Origin of the sequence: Streptococcus sp. 4886, from assembly GCF_013276485.1 — a bacterium.
GTDB lineage: Bacteria > Bacillota > Bacilli > Lactobacillales > Streptococcaceae > Streptococcus.
Window position 1 is genome coordinate 34,181 of the sequence record NZ_VMLD01000008.1, and the last position, 21,847, is coordinate 56,027.

General features: G+C 42.2%; 18 protein-coding genes and 2 pseudogenes. 4 read left to right on the forward strand and 16 right to left on the reverse strand.

The genetic code is table 11. The annotated features are described in order from the left end of the window. Positions 1–251 precede the first annotated feature (251 nt). Both HT679_RS03610 and HT679_RS03615 read left to right on the forward strand, forming a co-directional pair. Positions 252–1,706, forward strand: a complete 1,455-nt coding sequence (locus HT679_RS03610; RefSeq protein WP_173213037.1) for a glycoside hydrolase family 32 protein — start codon at positions 252–254, stop codon at positions 1,704–1,706. Further along, complete coding sequence (locus tag HT679_RS03615; RefSeq protein WP_173213039.1) at positions 1,687–2,652, forward strand: LacI family DNA-binding transcriptional regulator; 966 nt, start codon at positions 1,687–1,689, stop codon at positions 2,650–2,652. Before HT679_RS03610 ends, HT679_RS03615 begins: the two co-directional genes overlap by 20 nt. 35 nt (positions 2,653–2,687) lie before the next feature. Here HT679_RS03615 and HT679_RS03620 read toward each other — a convergent pair whose 3' ends face one another. From HT679_RS03620 to HT679_RS11265, 16 genes and pseudogenes are all read right to left on the reverse strand, one after another. Beyond that, positions 2,688–3,962, reverse strand: coding sequence for a hydroxymethylglutaryl-CoA reductase, degradative (locus tag HT679_RS03620; protein ID WP_173213041.1), 1,275 nt, complete (start codon positions 3,960–3,962; stop codon positions 2,688–2,690). Then, positions 3,962–5,134, reverse strand: a complete 1,173-nt coding sequence (locus HT679_RS03625; RefSeq protein WP_173213043.1) for a hydroxymethylglutaryl-CoA synthase — start codon at positions 5,132–5,134, stop codon at positions 3,962–3,964. The genes HT679_RS03620 and HT679_RS03625 overlap by 1 nt, the downstream gene beginning before the upstream one ends. A 130-nt stretch (positions 5,135–5,264) precedes the next feature. Next, positions 5,265–5,513, reverse strand: coding sequence for a hypothetical protein (locus HT679_RS03630; RefSeq protein ID WP_173213181.1), 249 nt, complete (start codon positions 5,511–5,513; stop codon positions 5,265–5,267). 168 nt (positions 5,514–5,681) lie between these two features. Next, positions 5,682–6,131, reverse strand: coding sequence for a threonine/serine exporter family protein (locus HT679_RS03635; protein ID WP_057487161.1), 450 nt, complete (start codon positions 6,129–6,131; stop codon positions 5,682–5,684). Between the two features lies 1 nt (position 6,132). Continuing rightward, a complete protein-coding gene (locus HT679_RS03640) occupies positions 6,133–6,891 on the reverse strand; it encodes a threonine/serine exporter family protein (RefSeq protein WP_023946522.1) in 759 nt (252 codons plus the stop codon). 114 nt (positions 6,892–7,005) lie between these two features. Continuing rightward, a complete protein-coding gene (gene stkP, locus HT679_RS03645) occupies positions 7,006–8,985 on the reverse strand; it encodes a serine/threonine-protein kinase StkP (RefSeq protein ID WP_172931829.1) in 1,980 nt (659 codons plus the stop codon). Further along, positions 8,982–9,722 carry a Stp1/IreP family PP2C-type Ser/Thr phosphatase gene (locus HT679_RS03650; RefSeq protein WP_173213045.1) on the reverse strand — a complete coding sequence of 247 codons (741 nt, stop codon included), beginning with the start codon at positions 9,720–9,722 and terminating at the stop codon, positions 8,982–8,984. The genes stkP and HT679_RS03650 overlap by 4 nt, the downstream gene beginning before the upstream one ends. A 14-nt stretch (positions 9,723–9,736) precedes the next feature. Beyond that, on the reverse strand, positions 9,737–11,050 hold the full coding sequence (rsmB, locus tag HT679_RS03655) for a 16S rRNA (cytosine(967)-C(5))-methyltransferase RsmB (RefSeq protein ID WP_173213047.1): 1,314 nt from the start codon (positions 11,048–11,050) through the stop codon (positions 9,737–9,739). Next, entirely contained in the window at positions 11,043–11,978 is a 936-nt protein-coding gene (fmt, locus tag HT679_RS03660) for a methionyl-tRNA formyltransferase (RefSeq protein ID WP_173213049.1), read from the reverse strand. The genes rsmB and fmt overlap by 8 nt, the downstream gene beginning before the upstream one ends. Positions 11,979–11,990: 12 nt before the next feature. Then, a complete protein-coding gene (locus HT679_RS03665; RefSeq protein ID WP_173213051.1) occupies positions 11,991–14,387 on the reverse strand; it encodes a primosomal protein N' in 2,397 nt (798 codons plus the stop codon). Between the two features lie 65 nt (positions 14,388–14,452). Continuing rightward, entirely contained in the window at positions 14,453–14,767 is a 315-nt protein-coding gene (rpoZ, locus tag HT679_RS03670) for a DNA-directed RNA polymerase subunit omega (RefSeq protein WP_000979235.1), read from the reverse strand. Positions 14,768–14,791: 24 nt separating this feature from the next. Next, a complete protein-coding gene (gene gmk / locus HT679_RS03675; protein WP_000775041.1) occupies positions 14,792–15,418 on the reverse strand; it encodes a guanylate kinase in 627 nt (208 codons plus the stop codon). A 129-nt stretch (positions 15,419–15,547) separates the two neighbouring features. Then, on the reverse strand, positions 15,548–17,161 hold the full coding sequence (locus tag HT679_RS03680; RefSeq protein ID WP_173213053.1) for a ribonuclease Y: 1,614 nt from the start codon (positions 17,159–17,161) through the stop codon (positions 15,548–15,550). 268 nt (positions 17,162–17,429) lie between these two features. Further along, positions 17,430–17,612 (reverse strand): type II toxin-antitoxin system Phd/YefM family antitoxin, encoded by a 183-nt coding sequence (locus tag HT679_RS03685; RefSeq protein ID WP_173213055.1) that lies wholly within the window; start codon positions 17,610–17,612, stop codon positions 17,430–17,432. Between the two features lie 8 nt (positions 17,613–17,620). Then, positions 17,621–17,973, reverse strand: a pseudogene (locus HT679_RS11260) (N-acetylmuramoyl-L-alanine amidase family protein); the annotation flags it as partial. 621 nt (positions 17,974–18,594) lie between these two features. Next, positions 18,595–20,541: pseudogene (locus tag HT679_RS11265) on the reverse strand (SEC10/PgrA surface exclusion domain-containing protein); the annotation flags it as partial. 135 nt (positions 20,542–20,676) lie between these two features. Between HT679_RS11265 and HT679_RS03700 the strand changes: the two are divergent. Next, positions 20,677–21,015 (forward strand): helix-turn-helix transcriptional regulator, encoded by a 339-nt coding sequence (locus HT679_RS03700; RefSeq protein ID WP_173213057.1) that lies wholly within the window; start codon positions 20,677–20,679, stop codon positions 21,013–21,015. 346 nt (positions 21,016–21,361) lie between these two features. Then, complete coding sequence (locus tag HT679_RS03705; protein ID WP_173213059.1) at positions 21,362–21,739, forward strand: helix-turn-helix transcriptional regulator; 378 nt, start codon at positions 21,362–21,364, stop codon at positions 21,737–21,739. Positions 21,740–21,847 lie beyond the last annotated feature (108 nt).

Sequence of the window (21,847 nt, forward strand, 5' to 3'; positions counted from 1 at the left end):
GTTTGCTCGCTTTAGATTGATTGATTTTGACTGTTTTATCAGGTGTTCCTTAAAAAAATAAGTTTAAAATCTTGGTTAAAAGGGTTTTATTTCATTCTCTTTCATATTTTTGTGAAAATTTGATTGATTTCCTGCATTTATTTTATGATAAACGTTTGACAGTTTTTTCTCTTTTTTAACATAAAAGTCTTGCTTTTTTTTCCGAAAACGGTTACTATTAAAAGTGATAAGATTTTTGGAGGAATAGAAGAATGGAATGGACAACTGAGCGTCGTTACAGACTTTATCAAGATTGGACGCAAGAAGAAATTAAGAATATTAAAGAAAATATGGCACAATCTCCATGGCATACTCATTATCATGTTGAGCCAAAAACAGGACTTCTTAACGACCCAAATGGCTTTTCTTACTTTGATGGAAAGTGGATTGTTTTTTATCAGAACTTTCCTTTTGGTGCAGCCCACGGTTTGAAATCTTGGGTTCAATTGGAAAGTGAGAACTTGGTTCATTTCACAGAAACTGGAGTCAAAGTTTTGCCTGATACTCCATTAGATAGCCACGGTGCCTACTCTGGTTCTGCCATGCAGTTTGGCGATAACTTATTCCTATTCTATACAGGAAATGTCCGTGATGAAAACTGGATCCGTCACCCTTACCAGATCGGTGCTTTGATGGATAAGGATGGCAAGATTACGAAGATTGACAAGATCTTGATTGACCAGCCAGCAGACTCTACTGACCACTTCCGCGATCCGCAAATTTTTAACTTTAAAGGTCAATATTATGCTATCGTCGGAGGACAGGACTTGGAGAAAAAAGGCTTCGTCCGTCTCTACAAGGCTGTGGACAACGACTACACAAACTGGCAAGTTGTTGGCAACCTTGACTTTGCTAACGACCGTACTGCCTACATGATGGAATGTCCAAATCTGGTCTTTGTAGGGGAACAACCTGTCCTTCTCTACTGCCCACAAGGATTGGATAAGAAAGTTCTAGACTACGATAATATCTTTCCAAATATGTATAAGATCGGGGCTTCCTTTGACCCTGAAAATGCTAAAATGGTAGATGTATCTCAACTTCAAAACATGGACTATGGTTTCGAAGCCTATGCAACTCAAACCTTCAACGCTCCTGATGGACGTGCTCTAGCTGTTAGCTGGCTTGGCTTGCCTGATGTTTCATATCCATCTGACCGTTTTGACCACCAAGGAACCTTCTCTTTGGTCAAGGAACTCACTATCAAAGACGGCAAACTCTACCAATACCCAGTCGCAGCTATCAAGGACCTTCGTGCTTCTGAAGAAGCCTTCTCAAACCGTGCCCAAACTAAGAACACTTACGAACTTGAACTCAACTTGGAAACTAATAGCCAGAGCGAGATTGTCTTACTTGCTGATCAAGAAGGCAAGGGACTTTCCATCAACTTTGACCTTGTAAATGGTCAAGTAACAGTGGATCGTAGCCAGGCTGGAGAACAGTATGCCCAAGAATTTGGAACTACACGTTCTTGCCCTATCGAGAATCAGGCTACTACTGCTACAATCTTCATCGATAACTCTGTCTTTGAAATTTTCATCAATAAAGGAGAAAAAGTATTTTCTGGTCGTGTCTTCCCACATGCGGACCAAAATGGTATCCTGATCAAATCTGGAAACCCAACTGGAACTTACTATGAATTAGATTATGGTCGCAAAACTAACTGATGTCGCCAAACTTGCAGGCGTCAGCCCTACTACCGTTTCTCGGGTTATCAATAAAAAAGGTTATCTCTCTGAAAAAACCATTCAAAAGGTTAATGAAGCCATGCGGGAATTGGGCTATAAACCCAACAACCTAGCTCGTAGCCTGCAAGGAAAATCAGCTAAGTTAATCGGCTTGATTTTCCCCAATATTTCCAACGTTTTTTACGCAGAATTGATTGATAAGCTGGAGCACCAACTCTTCAAAAATGGTTACAAGACCATCATCTGCAACAGTGAGCATGACTCTGAGAAGGAACGTGAATACATCGAAATGTTGGAAGCCAATCAGGTGGACGGCATCATTTCGGGTAGTCACAACTTGGGAATCGAAGACTACAATCGTGTGACCGCGCCGATTATTTCCTTCGACCGAAACCTATCGCCAGACATCCCTGTCGTCTCCTCTGACAACTATGCTGGTGGGGTTCTTGCTGCCCAGACTTTGGTTAAGACAGGCGCCCAATCTATCATCATGATTACAGGGAATGACAATTCCAATTCGCCAACTGGGCTACGCCACGCTGGTTTTGCTTCTGTACTCCCGAAAGCACCTATTATCAATGTTTCCAGTGACTTTTCGCCTGTCAGAAAAGAAATGGAAATCAAGAATATCTTGACTCGACAAAAGCCAGATGCCATCTTTGCTTCAGATGATTTGACAGCTATTCTGGTCATTAAAATTGCTCAAGAACTGGGCATTTCTGTCCCTGAAGCGCTCAAGGTCATTGGCTATGATGGGACTTACTTTATCGAGAATTACTATCCTCAATTGGCTACTATCAAGCAACCTCTGGAAGAAATTGCCTGCCTCACTGTTGATCTTCTCTTGCAAAAGATTGAAGGCAAGGAAGTCGCCACAACAGGATACTTTTTACCAGTTACTCTATTACCTGGAAAAAGTATTTAATCACAAGAAAACTCAGACCGATCTGTCTGAGTTTTTTATGATCTTAAGTTTTCTAAATAACGCTGGGCTGTCTCTAGGTTAAAGGTTTTATCTACGATGAGGCGCTCGACTAGGGGAGCTACCTCGGATTCACTGGCACCTGCTAGGAGAGCTAAGGATTTGGCCTGCAATTTCATGTGGCCTTGCTGAATTCCTGTGCTGACTAAAGCTTTCAGGGCTGCAAAATTTTGTGCAAGACCGATAGACACGATAAGCTGTGCTAATTCCTTGGCAGAAGGATTTCCCAGTAGCTCATGACTGAGGGCTACACGAGGGTTAAGGCCGATAGAGCCACCCTTGGTCGCCACAGGCATGGGCAGGGTCATCTCACCAACCAATTCTTCTCTTTCAAGATCCAGCGTCCATTGACTAAGACCTTGGTAATGTCCATTTCGACTGGCAAAAGCATGAGCTCCCGCCTCAATGGCACGCCAGTCATTACCAGTGGCAATCAAAATGGCATCAATACCATTAAAAATCCCTTTATTGTGAGTAGCGGCTCGATAAGGATCAGCCTGCGCAAACTGACTAGCCATGGCTATCTTCTCCGCAATTTCTCGTCCTTGATCCTTTTGACTGCTCAAGTAGCGAAAGGCGATACGACAACTTGCAGTCACCAGAGAATCGGTCGCGTAGTTGGACAGGATTCCCATAAGACTCTGTCCCTGGCTGAGTTCTTTTAAGACTGGTTTCAAGGCTTCCAGCATGGTGTTGAGCATATTGGCACCCATGGCTTCCTGGGTATCGACATGGAGATAAACAACGAGAAAGTCTGTTTCGCCTTTGATCTGCTCTACATGCAAATCACGCGCCCCGCCCCCACGTTTAACAATGGAAGGATAGGCTTGATTGGCAAGCTCCAAGAGCTCCGCTTTCTTGCTGGCAATCTTCTCTTGGGCTTGTTCAGGATTAGCAACTTGATAAAGGGCTACCTGCCCAATCATCTGGCGCTCATGGACTTGTGCAGTAAAGCCACCTGCTCGCTTGATGATTTTACTGGCGTAGCTGGCCGCAGCAACCACAGAGGGCTCTTCTGTCACATAAGGAACTGTGTATTCCTGACCGTTAACGAGAACCTCTGGGACCAGCGAATAAGGCAAAGAAAAAGTTCCCACTACATTCTCACTCAGCTGGTCTGCCACAGTCACACTCATCTGTTCATCCTGCTCCAGACTCGCTTGTCTCTCAGGACTAAGGAGCGCCTGAGCTTTTAACAGCTCGAGGCGCTCTTGGTATGATTTTTTAGAAAATCCATTCCAACTTATCTTCATTATTTTTCAACCTTGCTATAACGGCGTTGGTGGTCGATAATTTCAACCAAGGCAAAATCTTGATTTTCATAGCCAGCAAACTGGGCAGAATTTTTTTCATCTAACTCTACTTCCTCAAAGAAGACCTTTTCGTAGTCTGCAACAGATAAGGCAGTGCGTTGGTTGAGTTTGTTCAAGCGGTCTTTATCCAAATAAGCTTCATATCCTTCAACCAATTCACCACTAAAGAACTCAGCTACAGCCCCACTTCCGTAACTATAAAGGGCAATTTTATCCCCAGCCTTCAAGCTATCTGTATTTTCCAAGAGAGACAAGAGTCCGAGGAAGAGGGAACCTGTATAGATATTCCCCACCTTTTGACTGTAGAGAATAGACTGGTCAAAATGCTTTTGCAAGAGGTCTTTTTTCTCTTGAGGCAGGCTCTTATCCATGATTTTTTTCAAGCCTTTTAGCGCTAATTTAGGATAAGGCAAGTGGAAGCAAACCGCCGCAAAATCATCCAAAGTAAGCTGGTAGCGTTTTTGGTATTCAAGCCAAGTCGTTTTCAAACTATCCAAATATTGTTGGGTAGAATAAACACCATTTACATAAGGAGTTGTCGAGTAATTTGGACGCCAAAAATCCATGATGTCACGGGTTTGAGCTACATTGTCATTATTAAAGGCCATCATGCGTGGATTTTGTGTAATCAACATGGCCACACTGCCAGCACCCTGAGTGGGTTCTCCTGGAGTTTCAATACCATACTTGGCAATATCACTGGCAATGACCAAGACCTTGGACTGTGGAGAATTTTCCACATGCAATTTGGCATAATGAAGGGCAGCTGTCGCTCCATAGCAGGCTTCTTTAATCTCGAAACTACGAGCAAAGGGCTGAATGCCCAGCAAGCCATGTACAAAGACGGCCGCAGCCTTACTCTGGTCAATTCCTGACTCGGTAGCCACAATGACCATATCAATTTCTTGTCTTTCTTGCTCAGTTAAAATAGAGTCACTAGCACTGGCCGCCAAGGTCACAATGTCCTCAGTTAGGGGCGCAATACTCAATTCCTCGAGTAAGAGTCCTTTGCTTAATTTTTCAGGGTCAATTCCCCTCGCTTCTGCTAAGTCTTGTAACTTCAAGACATATTGACTGGTCGCAAAACCAATCTTATCAATACCGATTGTCATATTTACCTCTGTTTTATCATTCATGTAAAAAATCGTTCAGTACTATTTTATCACAAATGGCAGTAAAAGAGAGAAAAAAGACTTGATTCACCAAATCAAGCCGCTTATTGGTCATAATTTTAAAGAATGATTAGTTGCTATAGAGTTCACCAACATAAGTAGCTTTATAAGCCCCATTCTCAGTTATCAGCTCCTGGAGGATTAAATCTCCTGAGTAAGTCCTTCCCATCTCATCTACAAATTCTTGATAAAACTGACTGGTCGGAATTTCTCTGACATCCTTATCAAATGTCTTGTCAAGTGTTTTACTAACCTTTTCGGCAATCAACTGATGCTCTTGCCATCCACTTTGAAATTCTGAGCCTGAACTAGACACCATGACTGGGATAACCAACAAGGTCAGTAGACTTACAGACAATAAGGAAAATAGTGATTTTTTCATGATTTTTCCTCCTTTCTATATATAGAATAGCATACATAGAAAGCCTTGTCACTATATTTATCTCATTTTTCAGAAAATTCTTTTATTTCTGCAAAGTTGTAAAGTCTACGATACTCGATGTGTTTTTATATAATGATACAGTCTGAGAATCACTGTTCCGCTAGCCATTCCAATGGAAATGACCAAAGCCAGCATGACAACCAAGGTCGCACTTGCCAGCGCTTTATTATAGTCCCCTGTCACAAAAAAGGCAGTTGTCCGATAAGAAAGGTATCCCGGAACCAGTGGTGCCAAGATGGCCAAGATAAAGACCACAGCAGGAGTCTTATAAAGAATACTTAAAATCTGGCTGACACATGAACCGATAATGGCCGCAATGAAGGTGGCTACAATGACATTGGTCGGTTCCTTGAGCAAGAGATAAATTAGCCAGACAGCCATGCCCAAAATCCCTCCAGGTAAGAGCATAGAGCGTTGCACATTGAGTACGATTAAAAAAGTGATAATGGCAAGAAGACTTGCTACTGCTTGTAATAAAAAGGTTGTTAGTGTCATATTAGTTCATCAATACCAAGGCGACAGAAGTTCCTGCCCCTAAAGCAAGGGTAATGAGCAGGGATTCAAACATCTTGCTCATACCAGAGTTTATGTGGTTGGTCATAATATCACGGACCGCATTGGTCAAGGCAATACCTGGTACAAAAGGCATGACTGCACCAGCTATAATCAAATCTGCTGTTGAAGGAAAACCTGTGTAGCGAGCCCAAAACTGGGCTATCATCCCAAAGACAAAGGCCCCAGCAAAGGCTGTTACAAAAGGAATTCGGATAAACTTCTCCACATAGAGGGAAAAGGCAAAACCAAATAAGGTAGCCACTCCTGCCCCAAGTGCGTCGTAGATATTTCCACTAAACATAATTGAAAAGAAAGGAGCACTAAAGGTCGCAGCCAAAGTTACCTGCAACTTAGTATAAGGAAGGGGCTGGGCTTGCAAAGCCGTCAATTGCTTGAAGGCTGTCTCTAAATCAATTTGCCCCCCAACCAGTTGACGAGAAATCTGGTTGACATCGCAGACTTTTTCGATGTTATAAGAAGAGGAGGTCACGCGCTTCATACGCGAAATATTGGTGTTTTCAATGGAGAAAAAGATAGCAGCAGGCATGGCAAGAACATTGCAATCCACAATCCCCTGCGAATGCGCGATCCGAATCATGGTATCTTCTACACGATGAATCTCTGAGCCACTTTTGAGAAGAATGGTTCCAGCTAACATAATCACATCGATGACGGCATTTAATTCTCTTGATTCTTCCATGCGTTCCTCCTTTTATCAACTCCTTCTATTCTATCACAAATCCGGACTCAAAAAAAATCTTTGCCATGAAAACATGACAAAGATTGATTACTCATTTTGATTATCCATCTGATTTTAAGGAGTAGCTGAACTTGTTTTAGGTTTGTAGATTGAAATCTTGACTCTAGTCTTATTGAGGTCTACCTTTTCACCTGCTCTAGGACTCTGTTCAACGACTGTACCTTCAGCAGTTCCAGCGGGAGCTGTCGACACTTCTACAACTTCAATATTGGCTTCCTTAATCCCAACAATTTGAATCAAATTATTCTTAGTAAACTCCAAGCTGGAACCAATGTAGCTCGGCATGGCAACACTTGTAACTTTTTTAGCTACTGTCAAGACGATTTGGGTAGGTTTATTCACATCATAAGTCGTTCCGGCACCTGGACTTTGTTTCATAATCGTTCCTGGTTCGCTTTCGCTGGACTCTTCTTCCTCTATCTTAATCAAATTATCTGGAACTTTTTTCTCTTTTAATTCCGCAATGACATCAGAGGATTTCCGTCCAATATAGTTCCCTAATTGAATCTTCGTAGCTTTTTTAGCTACTGTCAAGACAATTTGAGTTGCCTTGCTTAAGTCATAGGTCGTACCTTCTGGTAGACTTTGCTTCATGACCGTTCCAGCCTCACTCTCATTCGACTCTTCTTCCTCAATTTTAATCAAATTATCTGGAACTTTTTTCTCTTTTAATTCCGCAATGACATCAGAGGATTTCCGACCGACATAATTACTAATTTGGAAGGATTGTTTGCCTGATGAGACAACCAAATTGATTTTCGTTCCTTCTTTTCGACCAGTTCCAGCGCCAGGATCTGTACGGATAATCCGCCCTTCTTCCACCTTTTCACTAGCCTCTGACTTCTCCTCGCCAATCTCAAAATTGGCTTTTTTGAGGGTTTCCTTGGCTTCCGCCACTGTCTGACCTGCCACATTTGGAATGGCAATGGTTGCAGGAGTTCTGGATAGTATCCAAATAAGAGAAGCTGCCACCAATACAATGCTGGCCAAAAAAATCAGGTAACGCATCTTAAATCTACGTTTTTTCGGTGCCTGTGGGTGGTAAGTTTCCTCTGTCACAGCCTGGCTTGGTTTTTTGATTGGTTTGTGTTCTGTCTGCGCTTGAACCTTAGGAATCGAAGTCAAGGTGCTCTGGGATACTTTTGGTAGAGTCTTGGTGTCCGCCTTAGTCGCATCGTCAAAGACCAGCTTTGGTTCATTACGACGATTATAAGACAAACTACTAGACAAATCCACATACATTTCAGCAACTGATTTATAGCGATCTGTCAATTTCTTAGCAGTTGCCTTGATAACAACATTCTCCAAAGCCTGGGGCACAGATGGATTCTCAGCAATAACGGACGGCAGGGGCTTTTGGAAATGCTGGAGGGCGATGGTCACTGCACTATCCCCATCATAAGGGATATGACCTGTCAGCATCTCATAGAAAATAATCCCCATGGCATAGATATCACTTTGTACAGTCGCCTTCGAACCACGCGCCTGCTCTGGTGACAAGTAATGAACTGAACCCAGCATCGAGTTAGTCTGAGTCAGACTCGTCTCAGCAAAGGCTACGGCAATCCCAAAGTCTGTAACCTTGACAGTCCCATCTGGTGTCAAGAGGATATTTTGAGGTTTCAAGTCCCTATGGACAATTCCTCTGGTATGGGCCAAACGCATAGCCAATAGGATTTGTCCCATGATACGGACGGCTTCTTCATTAGAGAGAGGATAGTGTTCCTTGATATAGCGTTTGAGGTCAAGCCCAGCCACATACTCCATAGCTAGGTACTGTTGACCGTCTTCCTCGCCAATATCTGTTATCCGAACGATATGAGGATGGTCTAAATCTGCCATAGCTCTCGCTTCACGCTGAAAACGAGCTACAGCTATCGGGTCTGTCTGGTAGTTGGTTCTCAGAACCTTCACTGCCACTTCTTCCCCATCTAAGATTAAGTCTTTGGCTAGGTAGACATCCGCCATGCCTCCTCGACCAATCTGTTTGACAATCCGATAGCGTCCGGCAAAAATCTTGCCGATTTGGATCATTCTGCATCCTCCTCGTTCATAGAAACAAGGGCAACCGTAATGTTATCTAAACCTCCTGCATTGTTAGCAAAACGAACAAGTGTCTCCGTCTTATCTGCTAAAGGAATATCGCTGGTTACAATATCACGAATCTCACTGCCTGAAATCATGTTAGTCAAGCCGTCACTATTGAGCAAGAGATAGTCGCCTGACTCAAGGATAACTGTCCCAAAATCAGGCTGAATTTCATCTTTTTGACCAATAGACTGGGTGATAATATTTTTTTGCGGATGAGCTTCTGCCTCTTCTGGTGTCAATTGACCTGCCTTGAGCAATTCATTGACCAAGGAATGATCGCTCGTTAACTGGTGGTATTCTTCTCCACGAATCAAACCGATACGAGAATCTCCAATATGAGCATAGATAGCCTGATTGCCAATAATAGCAACAGCTTCTAGAGTTGTTCCCATTCCTTTATAGGCATCATCTTGTCCAAGTTGATGAATCTTTTGATTTTCAATTTCTAGGTAATTGGCGAACCATTCACGCACTTCATTGACTGTATCGATTTGGGTATCAACCCAAGCTATACCTAGGTCTGTTACCGCCATTTCACTAGCGATATTCCCTGCGCGATGACCTCCCATCCCATCAGCTAAAATAATCATAGTACGTCCAGCTCTATTGACATAGTGGTTGACATAGTCTTGGTTATTTGTTCGTTTCTGACCAACATCTGTTAATAATGAAATTTCCATGTGTCAGTTCCTTCCTAATCCGATATCTTGCGAAATTGACTGATGAAGAATCCATCACTTCCATACAATTCAGGTGTAATGAGGATACAGCCGTCTTTCATGATATCCTTACATTCATGTTCTAGTTTTACCTGCTCGAACTCAGGATGACTTTCTAAAAACGCCTCAACGACTTGAAAATTCTCCTCCGAAACAATGGTACAGGTACTATAAGTTATTATACCACCTTTGCCTAGTGTTTGACAAACACTACCTAATATTTCTAGCTGAATTTCCTGTAAGGACGCGAAATCTGCCGTTTCTTTATTGTATTTGATGTCTGGTTTTCGGCGCAAAAGACCGATTCCTGAACAGGGAGCATCCACCAAAATCTTATCAAATGAATCCTGCCCAAAAAACTCATGCACCTTTCTGGAATCTAATTTTTGCATTTGAACCCGATCTGCAACTCCCAGACGTTGAGCATTTTCTTGAATCAATTCCAACTTGTGGTCATACAAATCCAGAGCCGTAACCTGACCTGTCGTAAGATAAGAGGCTATATGGGCTGTTTTCCCACCTGGAGCCGCACAGGCATCAAGAACCTGCTCATCACCTTGTAAATCAAGCGTCGGAGCAACAAGCTGACTGGACTCGTCTTGGATGGTAATCGCTCCATCTGCAAACAAATCATGGCCTGCAAAATGCCCCTGCTCCTTAACCAGACCAGAAACGGACAAAGGTGAAGCATTAGCCTCCAACAAAGCTTGGATTTCCTCTTTTCGTCTTAGATCTGTTACACGAATGCTGGCCTTGTTACGCACCAAGAGACTTTCAAAAATAGCCTGCGCTCGCTCTTCGCCGTATTCTTCTTTGAGCTTGGAAACCAACCAAACTGGAAGAGAATAGGCAATGGAATCACGCTTGTTTTTTCGCTTGATGCTGGCAATATCTGGCCAGCCTTCACGTAGAATACGACGAAGGACGGCGTTGACCAATTTTTCACTGCCCTTTTTACGGACTTTGGCTAATTCCACCGCTTCATTAACCACAGCATGGTCTGGAATCTTGTTCAAATAGCGGAGCTGGTAGGCACTCATGAGAAGAAGGACATAAAGCCAACTGTCTAACCGGTCTCTGTCTTCGATAAAGTGGGATAGGTACCATTCTAGAGTCAGTTTACGGGCTACCGTTCCATAGACCAGCTCGGTCACCAAGCCCTTGTCTGCTGCCAAAAGTTGACTTCCCTTGAGATGCTTATTTAAGGCAATATTTGAGTATGCTTGATTGATAAAGACATCTTCTAATACTGCTAGGGCTAAACTTCTAGCCGTTTCTACTTTAGTCACCAAATCGTTCTCCTACAGTCAATGTACGTCCAACACCGTTGAGGAAGGAAGCAATATCCATCTTAGGTTTACCAGCTGGCTGCACTTGTTTGAGGGATAGAGCCCCTTCTGCCGTTGCGACAATCAATTCTTTCTTGCCCATAGAGAGAATTTCACCTGGATTTCCCTGACCTTCTACAGCTAGAGCTTCATAAATCTTAAAGCGGTCGCCCTTAAGGAAAGTATGGGCAACAGGCCACGGGTTCATGCCACGGATCTGGTTGAAAAGTTGACGATTGGTCTTAGTCCAATCTAGTTTTTCTTCCTCTGGCTTGATATTTGGCGAGAAAGTGACCTGACTTGGATCCTGCGGTTCAGGTTTGATGTCACCAGCAATATAGGCAGGTAAAGTGTCCAAAAGCAAATCACGACCAACTAGCGCCAATTTTTCAAACAAGGTACCAACATTGTCCTCATCAGTGATAGGAATACTGCGACGAGAAATCATATCTCCTGCATCCATTTCCTTAACCATTTCCATAATGGTCACACCAGCTTCCTCATCCCCTTGAATCAAGGCATAATGGATAGGCGCTCCACCACGGTGTTTTGGAAGGAGGGAAGCGTGAACATTGACCGCAAAATTCATGCTATCAAGGAGTCTACTTGGGAGAAACTGCCCAAAAGCAGCAGTCACAATTCCATCCGCTCCTAGCTTCATAAGATCTTCCATCTCTGGACTTCCAGATAATTTTTCAGGTTGGTAGATTGGAAGGCCCGCTTCCTTGGCAGCCTGCTTGACTGGGGTTTCTTGGATCACTTTTTTACGACCAACAGCACGGTCTGGCTGGGTCACAACGGCTAGAATTTCGTAACGGTCATCTGTCAAAAGTCCTTTTAAGACTGTTGCTGAAAAGTCGGGTGTCCCCATAAAGATTAGTTTTGTCATATCTTCTCCTTCTTATAAAAATTGCTGTGGCTCATGGTCAATGCTGAGACGGAGCTCACTATTTTCCCGTTCTTGAGTCAGAGCCAAGACCTGGTTGAGGGTCGGCCCCATCTCATCTTCTAAACGGTATTTAATTAAAATCTGGTAATGATAAAGGTTGTGGGTACGAGCAATGGGTTTGGGCGTTGGACCAAGAATGTGACTAGTTTCAGACAAACCTGACCGCAAAATGTTCATGACTTCATAGGCACGTTTGACTACCTCTTCTTCTTTCTTGTGAGAAAGGGTAATGCCAATGGTGAAATAGTAAGGCGGATAACCTAGTTGTCGTCTAATGCCCATTTCATAGGCATAAAAGCCTTCGTAGTCCTGATCCTTGGCAAATCGAATAGCATAGTGCTGCGGATTGTAGGACTGTATCAAGACCTGACCTGCTTTTTCAGCCCGACCTGCTCGACCTGCCACCTGAGTCAAGAGCTGGAAGGTTCTCTCAGAAGAACGGAAATCTGGTAGATTCAAGGCCGTATCCGCATTGAGCACTCCGACTAGGGTCACATTGGGAAAATCCAATCCCTTGGCAATCATCTGTGTACCAAGCAATATGTCCGCTTCACCTCGTCCAAACTGGTCAAGCAGGGCTTGGTGACTACCTTTCTTACGAGTCGTATCCACATCCATCCGCAGAATACGGGCCTGGGGGAAGAGTTCTGCCAGCTCGTCAAAAGCCTTCTGAGTCCCTGTCCCATAGTAACGAATACTGCGACTCTTACAGTTAGGGCAGTCCTGAGGAATGTCTTTCGAGAAACCACAATAATGGCAGTTCATGGTCTTGGTATCCATGTGCAAGGTCAGGGAAATGTCACAGTTAGGACAAGTATCCACCGTCCCACACTCCCGACACATGACAAAGCTAGAATAACCACGGCGATTGAGCATGAGAACCACCTGCTCTTTTTTAGCCAGACGGTCTTGAATGGCTTCTAGCAAAGGAGGCGTAAAGTTTGACGTCTCGTTTTGTCCGATATAGTCCCGAAAGTCAATCATTTGAACCTCAGGAATCGTTGCCAAAGGATTGGCACGCTGGGTTAGACGTAAGTGTTGATAGACGCCTTTGCCAGCACGCGCCCGGCTTTCCAGACTAGGAGTTGCTGAACCAAGTACCAGGGCTGCTTGATTATACTGAGCCCGTAAAATAGCTACCTCTCTGGCATGGTAACGGGGATTGCTGTCCTGCTTATAAGTCGCTTCATGCTCCTCATCGATAATCATAACACCTAGATTTTTCAGCGGAGCAAAGATGGCAGATCTAGCACCAACCACAACTTGGGCATCGCCGCGTTCCACCTTGCGCCATTCATCATACTTTTCACCATTAGACAAGCCTGAGTGAAGAATGGCCACTTTCTCACCAAATCGAGCAATAAAACGCTCCGTCATTTGTGGAGTCAAGGAAATCTCAGGCACTAGCAAAATAGCTGTCTTACCCTTGTCCAAGGCCCCTTGGATAATCTGCAAGTAAACCTCCGTCTTCCCACTTCCCGTAATCCCTTGAAGGAGGAAGGGAGGCCTATGACTGCCAATCGCACTCACAACCGCATCACGCGCCTGTCTTTGCTCTGGATTCAACTCCAAAGGTCGACTTGTCTCAATGCCTTCAAAATAAGCAGCTGAGCGTTGCACTTCTTTTTGGACTATGGTCACAGCACCTTGTTCCACAAAGAAGTTGACTTGCTCTCGCGAGTAGGACTCTAACAAACTAGCCAAGGAAGCACTCTCAGGATGAGACAGCAAGTAATATCTCAATTCCAACTTTTTCTTAGCACGTGTAGAAATCTCTACATCTTCTAATTGAGCAAGATTTACCTCATACCAAGACTGGGTCTTGACCTTCTTTTGATCAATCGCCTGATATTCTAGACCAAGCAAGCCTTTTCTAGTCAAACGCATCATTTCAGCTTGCTTAGCTAAATCTAGAGAAGAAAAGGCTAGCGAATCTTCTGAACCAAACAAGCGCTCTCGGTCTTCCTGACTTAGGCCTGCCAGAGGATAGAGAATCTTGTCATAGCTGGAGTTCAGAAATCCTGGTAACATAGCCTTTAGGATAGAGATTTTGTAGGAGAAGACAGATTTGCGTAACTCCTCAGCCAGCCAGAGTTGTTCTTGCGTGAGAACAGGAGAAAAATCCAGAACCTCCGCAATATCTTTTAAATCTTGATTAACCTCTTCTTCATCTGGTTGGGACTCCAAACCAAGCACAATCCCTTGAATCAGGCGATTGCCCTTACCAAAAGGCACATGAACCCGCATCCCAACTTCTAGCATTCCCTCAAATTCCTCAGGAATCCTATAACTATAGGGCTGGTCCGTCTGCATCAAGGGCACATCTACAATAATCTTGGCTATAGCCATCTTCTCACCTCCTCCTTGTCAGTACATTCTTGCAATAGAAAAAATAAGATTGAGTCCCCCCAACCTTAAATTTTTTCACCATCTTCTTTTTCTTTAGCAATTTGCTCTTTGATTTTCTTCTCTTCTTCTTCTTTGCGGCGTTTTTCTTCTTCGATACGGCGACGCACCGCTTCACGTTTTCCTTCTGGATCTGGGTGAATTGTAACGTTTCCTGATTCGATTTCTTCTAAAGCGCGAAGAGTTGATTTTTCAGATTTGAAACCTTGAGTAGCTGGCGCACCTGCTTCCAATTCGTGGGCACGTTTTGCTTCCAAGATTACGAGTGAATATTTTGAAGGAACCTTGTCGAGCAAGGTATCAATAGAGGGTTTTAACATCATTTGCTTGTACCTATTTTCTAAATTTTATCGGGTAGTTGGAGATTTCGGTAACATCTCCTGATAGTGACCAATGACACGATCCACACGGAAATGCTCTGCTTCGATCACACGTTTGACACGTTCAGCAGCTAGGGGCACCTGATCGTTGACAATCGCATAATCATACTCACGCATGAGGGCAATTTCTTCCTTGGCTTTTTCGATTCGTTGGGCAATCACTTCCGCACTATCTGTTCCACGACCTACCAAACGATCTTGTAATTCATCCAAATCTGGTGGTGTCAGGAAGATAAAGACAGCATCTGGAACCTTTTTCTTGACCTGAAGAGCACCTTGAACTTCAATTTCAAGGAAGACATCAATTCCCTTGTCCAAGGTTTCATTGACATAGGTTAGAGGAGTTCCATAGTAGTTGCCGACATATTCTGCGTATTCCAACATCTGTCCTTGACGAATCAGCTCTTCAAACTCTTCCCGAGTACGGAAGAAATAATCAACACCGTCCACTTCTCCAGGACGTTGTGCGCGTGTCGTCATCGATACAGAGTATTGAAATTGGTTTTCAGAACTCTCAAAAATCTCTCTTCTAACCGTTCCTTTTCCAACCCCTGAAGGACCAGAAAAAACGATTAGTAAGCCTCGGTCTGCCATTGTGTCTCCTTTTAGTCAGTCTGTGAAATAACATTTCTCTAGAATAATGGCAAAAAGCCAGATTATCCTTTACAGTCTTTCTATCTAGTGTAACAAAAAAGCAGTAATTTTTCAACTGCTCTTTCTTATTTATTTGGCATAATCTACTGCACGAAGCTCGCGAATCACGGTTACCTTGATATTTCCTGGGTAATCGAGATTGTTTTCAATTTTCTCACGAACTTTGTGAGCCAAGATTGTGACTTTGTCGTCCTTGATTTGTCCTGGATTGACCATGATACGGATTTCACGTCCTGCTTGAAGGGCAAAGCTATTTTGTACCCCTTCAAAGCCGTTAGCAATTTCTTCCAAATCATGAAGACGCTTGATGTAGCTTTCAAGAGACTCACTACGAGCACCTGGACGGGCTGCGCTCAAGGCATCTGCCGCAGCGACGATCACTGCAATCACGCTTTCAGCTTCTACATCGCCGTGGTGACTAGCAATCGTATTGACAACAACTGGGTGTTCCTTGTACTTACGAGCCAATTCCATCCCAATTTCAACGTGGCTACCTTCAACCTCGCGGTCAATAGCTTTCCCAATATCGTGAAGAAAACCAGCACGACGGGCAAGAGCCGCATTTTCACCAAGTTCGCTCGCCATGATACCAGCCAACTTAGCAACTTCAATCGAATGGCGCAAGACATTTTGTCCATAAGAAGTACGGAACTGCAAACGTCCCATAATCTTCATCAAGTCTGGATGAAGGTTCGGCGCACCAATCTCATAGGCAGCAGCCTCACCGTATTCACGGATCTTATTGTCAATCTCTTGACGGTTTTTCTCAACCAACTCTTCGATGCGAGCTGGATGAATACGACCATCTTTGAGCAACATTTCCATAGTCATACGGGCAATCTCGCGACGAATCGGATCAAAACCTGACAAGGTCACCACTTCTGGTGTATCATCGATAATCACATCAACCCCTGTCAAACTTTCAAAGGTGCGAATGTTACGACCTTCACGACCAATAATGCGTCCCTTCATAGTATCGTCTGTAAGATGAACTGTTGAGTTTGTTGACTCCGCTACATATTCACCAGCGATACGTTGCATAGCTTGAACCAAGATATCCTTGGCCATTTTGTCAGAACGTTCCTTGACCTCTTGCTCAGCTTCGCGAATACGGCTGGCAATCTCCTTGGTCAAGTTTTCCTCTGTCTGAGCCAAGATAATATCTCGTGCTTCTGCCTGAGACAGGGCACCAATACGCTCTAGTTCTGCTTCTTTTTGTCTTTCGACTTCCTCTAATTGCTCTTCACGCGCATCAAGGTTTTTCGCTCTATCAGAAATACTTTGTTCTTTTTGTTCAAGTGTTTGTTCTTTACTCGTCAAATTGTCGTCCTTACGGTCAAGGCTAGCAGCTCTCTCTGTCAAACGACTTTCGATTTGTTTGAGTTCTTGACGTTCTGATTTGAATTCAGCGTCCACTTCTTCACGGTATTTTCTGGCTTCTTCTTTGGCCTCCAATAGTGCTTCTTTTTTAAGAGACTTGCTTTCACGCTTGGCTTCATTAACAAGTAAATCCGCTTCACGCTCAGCTTGTCCACGTAAATTAGTTGCTTCTTGTTCAGCATTTAAAAGCATCAACTCCGCAGCTTCCTGAGATGATTTCATCTTAGCTGAGATGCTGACATATCCAATGACTAAACCAATGATGACGGCAAAAACAGCAATCGCAAGCGACATGATTTCCATGTTTTTACCTCATTTTATTGTTATTCTGAATGACATACATTCTTTTACATTCTACCATAAAAAAGTGATTTTCACAAACCTAAAATAGAATATGTTTTGGGGAAATTGGAACACATTTGCTAAAATAAACTTGTTATTTAGAAATAGTAGTTTAGTAGAGACTTGAGAAAAAGCCTACTTTTCAGTAGACTTCCTAATAATCGTTAGAATGCAAGAAATTTGTTTCTAACAACAGCAAGATTTCACTCAGTATTCTCTGTAAATTAGACTAGTGTCCTGCGCGAATTTTATCCATTCCTCGCAAAACCTTGTCAGATAACTCCTTATTTTGGGCGATTCTCAGAGTTTCTTGAATACTATTCCACTCGCTCTTTGAAAGGACTACAATGTCCTCGTCTGGATTTTTATTGACCACCGTCAAAGGATCAAATTCATCATTTACCTTCTTCATATATTCCTTTATACCCACTCACCATTGGCATTGACCGTATAGCCATCTGGTGTAGTAGTATTCACTGCTAAAGCTCCTGAGTATAGGCATAGTACCATTTACCAGAAACTGTAAACCAGCCTGTTTTCATAGCTCCAGCGCTATCAAGATAATACCATGTATCATTATCTTTTACCCAACCAGTAGCCATTTTACCATTTTCTTTAAGATAGTACCATGTGCCATTGTCTTTGACCCAGCCAGTTTGCATCCAGCCTGTATTGTCAAAGTAATACCATGTACCCTCGATTTGTTCCCAACCGTTAGTAGTGTATGAACCATCTTCATGCTGATACCACCAGCGACCAGATGACTCAATCCAGTTACCAGCTTGAGAATCTTTTGTATTCTTAGTTTCCGTTTTTTGTTTGGCAACTACATCTACTTTGACTTTATCTTGGCCAGAAACCCCACCATTGTTATTCACAACAGGAACTTCAACACGTGGAGTTGTTGGAACAACAGGAGCTACAGGAACTACAGGTGTGCTAGGAACGCTAGGAGCAGATGGAGTTGTTGGAAGTACAAACTCTGGAAGAGCTGGACGAACTTCAGGGATACCCTTTTCTGTTACAGGATATTTCTTCAGTTCTTCTGCTTCATAACTTGCTTTTGCTGTCGCATAAGCCTTATTCGCTTCTTTGGCTACTTTTTCTTTTGCTTCAAGTGCTTCTTGCGCAGTTGCTTGGTTTGCTTTTGCTTCTTTCAACTCTGCCTTGCGAGTTTCAAGCTCTTTTACAGCAACTTTCAAATCTTGAACCAACTCTTTTGAAGAAACAACTTGTGCTTTGGCTTGGTTAAGTGCTTCTTTGGCAACTGATACCGCTTGGGTAGCTTCTTCTGCTTTCTCTTTAAGAGAAGAAAGAGTTTCTTTTTCTGCTTTTGTTTCTGCTTTCGCTTGGTTAAACTCTTTCTCTGCTTGTTTAGCAGTTTCCTTCAACTCTGCCAATTTCGCTTCTTTATCTGCCTTTGTAGCAGACAAGGTAGCAACCAAGGCATTGGCATTTGACAAGGCAACAACAGCTTGATTATGAGTTGTTGTAACAGATTGAAGAGTTTCTTTCAAGGCTACTGTATCTTTAAGTTGAGCTTCTTGAGATTTCAAGTTTGAGTTTGCAGTTTGCAATGCAGTTTCTGCTTCAGCTACAGTTTGGTTAGCAGTTTTAAGAGTTTCTTCTGCTTGTGCTTTTTCTGCTTTTTTAGCTTCTAGTTTAGCAGTAGCTGAGCTATCTTTGCGAGCTACTGTGTAAGGATTTGTGATTTCTGTTGTGTTGAACTTAGACCCTTTTGCTCGGCTTCCTGTGATACCTGTGATAAAATGATTATTGTAAAGATCATTAGTAACACTTTGTGCAAAACCACCAAAATATGAGATTTCTGTAGGATTATCAAACTTCAAAATACCGACTAGATGTGCATAATCTTGCTCATTACTTACTAAATCAGATAAAGAGGTAAATAATTCCTTACGCATCTCAGTTTTAGTCAATTTAACAGAACCTGATACAGTATGAGATTCTGAATTTTCATAGCCTTGAATACCTTTATTCATTTCAGCTTCAGTAGGATGGAAACCGTTCAAACCATAAGCATCTGCAACCGCATGGATACCCTTAGCATAGTGACCGAAACCACCACGCGCAATGAACTCTTCGCGACGTGCGATAGACCAACCACCTTTGATGTACTCTTTTGCGACTTTTTCTGCGAACTCAAAGGAGTCTTTTGCTACAACAACGTCTGTAAGACCCAACTGCTCACGCAAGTTTGAAATCAAGTCGGCAGCGAATAGTGTCAAATCATCACGGACTTCTTTTGGAAGATTATTGATATCATACTGTGTCTTATCTGCCTTATCCGCTTCGCTCAAGACAAGGTTTTTAGATTGGATGCTATCTCCAACCATGTCAGTGATCTCTTTTTTCAACTCTTTATTACGAGCTTCAAATTTATCAATATCCGCTTGAGTAAGTTTATTATCTGGAATTGCCCAATAATCCTTATTCAACTGGATTTTTTCTTTGATTTTAGAAACAAAGGCTTCTTTGAATTGGATAGACCCTTTTGCAAGTGGTTTTGATGACTCGATAAGAGCGTTAACTTCAGCAGTGACCGCTTTAAGAGCTTGTTCTGCTTGTTCTTTACGTGCCTTAGCATCCGATACCGCTTGAGTTTTTGTAGCAATATCTGCTTTTGCACCTTCAATTTGCGCTTGAGTAGCTTGATTTGCTGTCTCTGCATTTTTTAAGGCAGTTTCTGCATCTGTTTGCGCTTGTTTGCTTGTTTTTTCGGCTTCTGTCGCTTCTTTTTGTGCTTCCTTGGCATTTTCCAAGCCTTTGCCATTAACCGCGTCTGTGGCGATTTGAACCGCTTCTGTGGCACTTGTAAGTGCTTTTTCTTTTGTAGCTTGAGTAGCTTCTTTTTCTGCTACAACTGCTTCTTGTACAGATACCGCTTGGCTTGCTTTCTCAGCATTTGCTTCTGCATTTCTAAGAGCTTCTGCTTTTGCAGGAACAGCAGACTCAGCCTTAACAACTTCGTTTTCTGCTTCTGCAATAACTGCTGGGCTTGCCTTTTTCGCAAAATCCTCTGCTTTTTTTACAGCTTCTGTTTTCTCATTGACAAGAGAATCTGCTTCATTTGTAGCACGCTTGGCATCTTTTACCGCCTGTTTTGCTTCTACTACTTCTTGATCCGCTTTCTTAGCTTCTGCTTCTTTTGTAGCAACCTCTTCTTTTGTTGCCACCGCAGGAGCAGTTGTTTCCACAACCTCCGCCTTTGGCGCTTCCACATTCACTGGTTTTGGAGCGACTTCTTCTGCGCCTACTGTGTTAAATAGAGAAACTGTAGCAGCTGCGACTGCTGTCATTGCGATTGTTGATTTTTTCATATTGTTTCCTCTTTTTTCTTTATAAACTTATTATATCACAAAATAACTTTTAAAGGTTGTTTATGTGTAAAATAACTTTAAAAAGTCTAAAATTTGTACCATTTTGACTGTATCATGTAAGTAGCGAGGTACTACATGACAAATAACAAAAGCAATCTTCAAGATTACATCTCTAAAAGAATCCGTCTATTACGTTTAGAAAGAGGATATACTCAAGAACAACTAGAAGAGATGGCTGATTTGGGTACTAATTATATCTACAAATTAGAAAATCTTTCAACTAACTTAAAAATTCAAACGCTAGAGAAAGTAATGGAAGCATTAGAAGTAGATTTAGATACATTCTTTGACATACAGTTAAAAGAAGAAGACCCCAAAATTTCTCTACTTGTTGATGAATTAAAAACTCTTCCAACAGAACAACGTTCCCGAGTCTTAGATGCCTTGATACTCATTCTCAAAGAAGTCAAATAACAGATGTTCTGATTTGCTTCTTTATCATTTGCAATCATTAGATTTCCCATAATTTTTTAAGAAGGCGCAAAGCTTTCTTTTTTACTTTTATATAGAAAACTAGACGCAAATAGTTCAAAATGCTATTTGCGAGTGTCAATCAGACTAACAAATCCCTTACTTATAGCTGAATCAATTACGACTATGACTACTCTACCTTTTAACCTAGAATCAATCCTATCTAAATTCCGATTGTATGGTTTTCAATCTATTCATTATTTTTATACTACTTTACCATACTTTTCTTATTTTGTATAGTTTGCTGTACTTATTTTTAAAGAAAATACATAGTAAAATGATATATAGCATGAAACATGATAGATTACAAAAACATATAGCTTTTCGAATCCGTGAATGTCGAAAAGAACAGAGATTAAGTCAAGAGAAATTATCAGAATTAGCTGGCTTGGGTATCAAGGCAATTCAAAACATGGAAAATATGAAATATGATTTTAAGATAAAAACTCTTGAATCGGTAATCAAAGCATTAGGTATTACCGTAGAAGAATTCTTTAACCTACAAGCATACGATAGAGAAAGAAAAGACTTCCTTAAGCTACAAGCATATGACTCAGAAAGTGAAGACTCCCTAGAAATACTTTTCGACAACCTAACAAAGTTACCCAAAGAGAAACAAGGAAAAATTATATCCTCCTTTAATGAAATTGTAAAAAACATAAAATAAATATAGATGGTAAGGAAGCTTTCAACGAATAAACAAGGCTTCTAATAGAACAAATTTATAAGGTATTCAATACTTTATAACAGAGAACAAGAAAAGAACCAACTGAAA

Coding starts and splice junctions, on each gene's coding strand:
- HT679_RS03610 (WP_173213037.1), top strand. CDS start 252: ATGGAATGGACAACTGAGCGTCGTTACAGACTTTATCAAGATTGGACG.
- HT679_RS03615 (WP_173213039.1), top strand. CDS start 1,687: ATGGTCGCAAAACTAACTGATGTCGCCAAACTTGCAGGCGTCAGCCCT.
- HT679_RS03620 (WP_173213041.1), bottom strand. CDS start 3,962: ATGAAGATAAGTTGGAATGGATTTTCTAAAAAATCATACCAAGAGCGC.
- HT679_RS03625 (WP_173213043.1), bottom strand. CDS start 5,134: ATGACAATCGGTATTGATAAGATTGGTTTTGCGACCAGTCAATATGTC.
- HT679_RS03630 (WP_173213181.1), bottom strand. CDS start 5,513: ATGGTGTCTAGTTCAGGCTCAGAATTTCAAAGTGGATGGCAAGAGCAT.
- HT679_RS03635 (WP_057487161.1), bottom strand. CDS start 6,131: ATGACACTAACAACCTTTTTATTACAAGCAGTAGCAAGTCTTCTTGCC.
- HT679_RS03640 (WP_023946522.1), bottom strand. CDS start 6,891: ATGGAAGAATCAAGAGAATTAAATGCCGTCATCGATGTGATTATGTTA.
- stkP (WP_172931829.1), bottom strand. CDS start 8,985: ATGATCCAAATCGGCAAGATTTTTGCCGGACGCTATCGGATTGTCAAA.
- HT679_RS03650 (WP_173213045.1), bottom strand. CDS start 9,722: ATGGAAATTTCATTATTAACAGATGTTGGTCAGAAACGAACAAATAAC.
- fmt (WP_173213049.1), bottom strand. CDS start 11,978: ATGACAAAACTAATCTTTATGGGGACACCCGACTTTTCAGCAACAGTC.
- HT679_RS03665 (WP_173213051.1), bottom strand. CDS start 14,387: ATGGCTATAGCCAAGATTATTGTAGATGTGCCCTTGATGCAGACGGAC.
- rpoZ (WP_000979235.1), bottom strand. CDS start 14,767: ATGATGTTAAAACCCTCTATTGATACCTTGCTCGACAAGGTTCCTTCA.
- gmk (WP_000775041.1), bottom strand. CDS start 15,418: ATGGCAGACCGAGGCTTACTAATCGTTTTTTCTGGTCCTTCAGGGGTT.
- HT679_RS03680 (WP_173213053.1), bottom strand. CDS start 17,161: ATGGAAATCATGTCGCTTGCGATTGCTGTTTTTGCCGTCATCATTGGT.
- HT679_RS03685 (WP_173213055.1), bottom strand. CDS start 17,612: ATGAAGAAGGTAAATGATGAATTTGATCCTTTGACGGTGGTCAATAAA.
- HT679_RS03700 (WP_173213057.1), top strand. CDS start 20,677: ATGACAAATAACAAAAGCAATCTTCAAGATTACATCTCTAAAAGAATC.
- HT679_RS03705 (WP_173213059.1), top strand. CDS start 21,362: ATGAAACATGATAGATTACAAAAACATATAGCTTTTCGAATCCGTGAA.